Origin of the sequence: Protofrankia sp. Cr2 (genome assembly GCF_963555885.1) — a bacterium.
Taxonomy (GTDB): Bacteria; Actinomycetota; Actinomycetes; order Frankiales; family Frankiaceae; genus Protofrankia.
Genome location: NZ_CAUVXG010000103.1, coordinates 983 through 6,758, shown reverse-complemented (window position 1 = coordinate 6,758; position 5,776 = coordinate 983). Strand labels below are relative to the sequence as shown.

4 protein-coding genes and 1 pseudogene are annotated in these 5,776 nt (G+C 67.7%); 4 read left to right on the top strand and 1 reads right to left on the bottom strand.

Annotation, left to right across the window (positions count from 1 at the left end):
- Nucleotides 1-584: pseudogene (locus tag U9978_RS23590) on the top strand (WD40 repeat domain-containing protein); the annotation flags it as partial.
- A 240-nt stretch (nt 585-824) separates the two neighbouring features.
- Entirely contained in the window at nt 825-1,280 is a 456-nt protein-coding gene (locus U9978_RS24230) for an AAA family ATPase (protein ID WP_416211120.1), read from the top strand.
- 631 nt (nt 1,281-1,911) lie between these two features.
- Here U9978_RS24230 and U9978_RS23585 read toward each other — a convergent pair.
- The gene (locus U9978_RS23585) at nt 1,912-2,076 is read right to left on the bottom strand and encodes a hypothetical protein (protein WP_322763343.1); all 165 of its coding nucleotides are present in this window, start codon (nt 2,074-2,076) and stop codon (nt 1,912-1,914) included.
- Between the two features lie 527 nt (nt 2,077-2,603).
- Here U9978_RS23585 and U9978_RS23580 point away from each other — a divergent pair.
- Nucleotides 2,604-3,038 carry an effector-associated constant component EACC1 gene (locus U9978_RS23580; protein ID WP_322763342.1) on the top strand — a complete coding sequence of 145 codons (435 nt, stop codon included), beginning with the start codon at nt 2,604-2,606 and terminating at the stop codon, nt 3,036-3,038.
- 2 nt (nt 3,039-3,040) lie between these two features.
- A partial coding sequence (locus U9978_RS23575; RefSeq protein WP_322763341.1) for a caspase, EACC1-associated type occupies nt 3,041-5,776 on the top strand: 2,736 nt, incomplete at its 3' end.

The window sequence follows — 5,776 nt, the reverse complement described above, 5'->3', positions numbered from 1 at the left end:
GCGCTGTCTTGACCGGCCACTCTAGCTGGGTTAATGCGGTGGCCGTAGCGCCGGACGGCAGGTGGCTGGCCAGTGCCAGCACTGATCGCACGGTGCGGCTGTGGAACAGCGAGGATGGAAGTCCGCGGGCTGTCTTGACCGGTCACTCCGACTGGGTGGGTGCGGTGGCCGTGGCGCCGGATGGCAGCTGGTTGGCCAGCGGCGGCGGTGATCGCACGGTGCGGCTATGGGACAGCGAGGATGGAAGTCCGCGGGCTGTCTTGACCGGTCACTCCGACTGGGTGCGTGCGGTGGCCGTGGCGCCGGATGGCAGCTGGCTGGCCAGCGGCGGCAATGACGGTACGGTACGGGTGTGGGATACAGCCAGCGGCGTATGCACGACTGCCATCCAGGTAGACGGTCCGCTCACCGGCTGCGCTATTTTTTCGGATGGTTACCGCCTCGCCGTGTTCGGCAAGGCGGGGATCTATCTATTCGCTTATCGAACTTCCGCTTATTCTTCCGGGCCTACTGATATGTCAGATGACGATACAAACACTGTCCGAGAGCTTGACGTTGATCATCGCGGTGAATCTGACGATTAACGTAAAAGCAGTAAATATTCGGCCAGCCCGTGGAATCTTGGATCCGATCATGCCGTTGACCTACGCAGACGTCGTAATGCCGCACGACATCACTGAATATGTACATACGTACATGTCGGCGATTTGTTGTGACCAACATACTGTGGCATCCGTGCCCAGAAAAATTACGTGCAGTGATTCTCCAAGAGACAGATCGGAAAATTTTCGCGATCATCGCGATGCGCGCAAGGGGAAGCAGCCATGCCGACATTGACTATCACACAGGGGCTCCCGGGTTCTGGTAAATCTACTTGGGCTCGCGACCGGGTACGGCAAATCCGGACTGAGGGACATCAGGCAGGAATTGTCGGCCGCGATATGATTAGGGATATGCTGGGAGTCGACCATTATGGAAACGATATAGATGAGCGCACGGTAACGCTTGTCCAGCATTCTCTGGTAGAGTGCCTCTTGCTCGCCAATATTGATGTCGTCGTTGACGATACTAACCTCAATCCGGTCTGCCGAGACCGGCTCAGGAATCTCGCGACCCGTGTCAGCGCTAATTTTTCTGTGGTGGACTTTACCTGGGTGGCTTTGGAGATATGCATCGAGCGGGATAAGCGTCGCCCACCTCGCGTTCCATTCGGTTGCGCTGGCGCGCAAGTGGGTGAACACGTGATCCGGGACCTGAATGTTCAGCATCTGGCGCAGTAGACTGGTTGAAAAGGGGATTTTGCGTGGCTCTCAATTGGCTAACGGAGGTCCCGAGTGGTTGATCCACGGTCGGCCTTGACGCCGATGACGGGTCGTGTCTGATCGTGCCGACCTCAGGTTACTCCAGGCCGTGCTCGGACTCGACACTGTCGATGATCCACGGATAACGGGCAGCTGGAGCGGTGTCGCCCGGCGTGGATGCTTGTTCATAGTCTCGGGTCGCTTCCCTCAACCACTGTCCAGCATGTGGACCATTTCCTCTGTCGTGTCTGTGCGCGGTCGTCGCGCCGGTACGGACGGAACATCCACTCGGGTCTTCCGCCCAGATGTCCCTGCCGCATCGATCGCTTCGGTATTACGATGTCCGCGCCGGCGTCAATCGGATGATGTTGGCCGTAGGGGAACCTGGTCCGCAGGTACCCTCGAGTTGTTCCGTCGGCGCAACGTGCAGGCTTGTAGAACTCGGCAAGCATCATTCCGGTGATGGGGTTCATCCAGCGGATGACCATCGCTGTGGGGGGATATGGCTCGCCGGTGAGCTGGAGATGGCAAGCGACCGCCAGCATGGCGGCGTGGTGGCCCTGATACGGCTGAGTACGACCGTCACAGCCACGAGTGGCTTTCGGGAGTTCTACTGGCTGATCGGCATGAGCAGGTGACGGAACGCCGTGGCGTTGTTGATTCCGTCGGGGGTATCGGTGAACAGCACCGGCTGACTTTCCTCGCGGGTGTGCAGCGTGATGCTGGCACCGGTGAAGCTGTCCAGCGCGGCCAGCAGACGCGCGGGGGTGACCATTCACCGGGTCGGGACGGTGACGCCGTCCACGTCGGCGTCGATTTCCGGCGCCGAGCCCTGCTCGGGACGCTCGTGGAACCAAGGGTGCGACCGTGAGTCCCCCGGACCGGATGGTGAGCGCGGCCAGCCCGGAGCGGTCCTTGGCAGCGCTGATCGCGGCCACCCGGCGGGCCTGGTCCCGCAGCCGCGCGCGGCCGGCGCCGAGCCGTACCCGGTCCCTGGGCCACCCGCGAGTGATCTTGCTCAGCGTCCCGGGAACGGTCAGGCCGTCCGGGTAGGACAGTCCCACATCGTTGATCGCCGGGACCGCAGCGATCGCGAGACGGTAGCGATCGGTGGCCGCGACACGCAACGTGCCCGCCGACAGGCCCCAACCGCAAGATCAACACCAGATCCACGACTGACCCGTAGAGCCCCGCCGACTTTCCGCTTTTCAGTTCGACACATCATGTGGTGCATCCAGACTGAGACCGGGTAAGTACTCCAGGTAGGCATCTCGTACATCCGTGGGGGTTGGGGAATTGGATGTGACGGTCCGTCTGGAAGGCGCTGCGGGCGACGAGGTGCGGTCGCTGCGGGACTGGCTGGTCGAGGAGGATGAGCTGCGGGGACGGGTGCGGCTGGTGGAGGTACCGCCGGCCCCCGGCGAGCTGGGACCGCTTCTTGACGCACTGAACATCGCGTTGGACTCGGGTGGGGCCGCGACGGCGCTAGCGACGATCGCCGTCGCGTGGATCCGCAGCCGCCACACGGATATCACCGTGACGGCGGAACGCCCAACCGGGTCGATCCGGATCGAGGGCCGGCAGGTGCGAAGGCTGGACGCCACGGCCGTCCAGTCCCTGATCGAGCAGACCGGCCGGGCACTGGACAGCACCCGGTCGACAGCGCATGACGTTGACGCGGCCGGGTCGGCGGATCCTGCCAGCGCGGACCGTCCGAGTTCGACCACGGTTGGTTAGTGGTGGGCGGGCTGTCCGGCCCGGGCGTGCGGGTGGTGCTGGTCGGAACCGGCCACCATCCGCACGGGTCGATCCTTCCGGATGTTCGCGCGGTCGGCACGACCCTGACCGATCTGGCCGCTGCCCTGCGGCAACGCTGCGGGTTGAACCCGGCCCACCTGTGCCTGGTAGTCGACCCGGCCGGCCCGGATGTTGTCGATCAGGCGGTGCGGGATGCCGCGGCAGAGGCGACGACGCTACTGGTGGTGTACTACGTCGGCCACGGCGTGCTCGACGCCGCCGGCGAGTTGCATCTGGCGACCACCGCCACCGAGAACCTCACCCGGGCGGGAGCGGCCGCACCCTATCAGCAGGCCCTGCCCTACCGGCGGGTCCGGGACGTCGTGTCCGACAGCCAGGCCGGGACGGTGGTCGTGGTGTTGGACTGCTGTTTCGCCAGCCGGGCCTCGGCCGCTGTGGTCACCGGCAGCCACGACGTGTTCGCGATGACCGCGGTACGCGACAGCTACCTGCTGACCGCGGCGTCCCGGAACCAGGCGGCGTTGGCCCCGCCCGGCGCCCGGCACACCGTGTTCACCGGGGCGCTGCTGGACCTGCTGGATCGGGGGGACCCGACCGGCTCGCCGCAGCTGACCCTGGAGTCGGTCTACCGGTATCTGACCCGGGTGCTGCCCGCGGCGGGCCGTCCCGAACCCCGGCGCCATGCCGGCGGCCAGGCCGGGGACCTGCTGCTGGCCGACAACCGGGCCTACCAGCCGTCCCACCCCCGCCGGCACGAGGGGGATGACCGCACCCCGGTAGTGGCGGACGACGTCTGCCCCTACCGGGGGCTGGCCTCCTACGGCCGGCGGGACGCCCGGTTCTTCTTCGGCCGCGACCAGCTGATCACCGAGGTGGTGGCGCAGCTCGCGGACCGGCTCGACCATCCCCGGCCGCTGATGGTCGTCGGCGCCTCCGGTGCGGGGAAAACCTCCCTGCTGCGCGCCGGGGTGCTGCCCGCGCTGGCCGACGGCATCCACCAGGCGGCACCCGGCTCCTGGCAGTGGCCCCAGCTGGTTCTGGTTCCCGGTACCGACCCGCTGGGCCGGCTTGCCGCCGTCCTGGCCGGCCCGGCTGGCCAGCCGCCCGACCGGCTGCGCGCCACCCTGGCCGCCGACCCCGCCGACCCCGCCGGCATCCGCCGGCATCTGTACGCCGCGCTGGCCGCCACGGCCCCACCCGGCCCCCACGACCAGGCGGAGGGGATCGCGGCCCGGCGGGTGCTGCTCGTCGTCGACCAGTTCGAGGAACTGTTCACCCCCGAGGTCACCGACACCGACCGGCAGACGTTCATCCGCGCCCTGGTCGCCGCCGGCACCCCAACCCCGGCCACCACCGACACCAGCACCAGCACCAGCGACGGGGACTGGGAGGGTGGCCTGCCACCCCCCGCCATCGTGGTTGTGGGGGTGCGGGCTGACTTCTACGGTCGCTGCGCGGACTACCCCGAGCTGCTGCCGGCCCTCTCCGGCGGGCAGGTCGTGGTCGGCCCGATGAGCCGCGAGGAGTTCCGTCAGGTCATCGTCGGACCTGCCGGGCGGGTCGGCCTCGCCCTGGAAGACGGCCTGGTCGAAACGCTGCTGCGCGACCTCGGTGTCCCCGACCCCGGCCTGCCGAACGGCGGAGATGGAGCGCCGGTCCGCCGGCCGGCCGGGACACTGCCGCTGCTGTCCTACACGCTGCTGGCGACCTGGCAGCACCGCGAGGGGCGGCTGCTAACCCTGGCCGGCTATGCCACCACCGGCGGCGTCGATCACGCTGTAGCCCGCACTGCCGAACAGGTCTACAGCAGCCTCGACAAGCCCAGCCAGGCCACCGCCCGCACCCTCCTGCTACGTCTGGTCACCCTCGGCACCGAGGGTGGAAACGACACCCGCCGGTGCCGCAGCCGCGCGGAACTGGTTGATGACGACCCGGCCCGGGCCCGGGCGGTGCTGGACGCCTTCGCCGCCGACCAGGTACGCCTGCTCACCCTCGACGAAACCTCCGTGGAGATCACCCACGAGGCGTTGCTGCACGCCTGGCCCACCCTGCGACGCTGGATCGACGCCGACCGCGCCGGCCTGCTCGTCACCCAACGTCTCCTCGACGACGCCCACACCTGGGCGGCCCACAACCGCGATCCCGACCTGCTCTACCGCGGCAGCCGGCTGGACCTCGCCCGCGAGCACACCCGCCAGCCGTCGGCCGCCATCCCTCCGGTCACCCGCGTGTTCCTCGACGCCAGCATCGACGCCGCGCGCCGGCGTGCCCGCCGCAGCCGGATCTTCAGCACCGTCGTGGTCGTCCTGCTCCTAGCCGCGCTGGCCGCCGGCAGTGTCGCCTTCGTGCAATGGCGCCGCGCCGTTGACCAGGGCCACAGCACCGCCGCGCAGGGCCTGGTGAACCTGGCCGGCACCCTGCAGGCCACCGCCCCACGGACCTCCCTCAAACTCGACCTGGCCGCCGCCGCAATCAGCAGCCAGGCCGGCGCAGCCGACCACCTGTCCGCGGCATTGGCCGAAAGTCATCTCCGCGCTACCCTCACCGGCCACACCGACTCGGTGTCCGCGGTGGCGTTGACCGGCGACGGGCATACTGTGTTGGCTGGCAGCGTCGATCATACCGCGATCTTGTGGGATGTCGCTGATCCCATCCATCCGGCGCGCCGCGCTACTCTCACCGGCCACACCGACTCGGTGTCCGCGGTGGCGTTGACC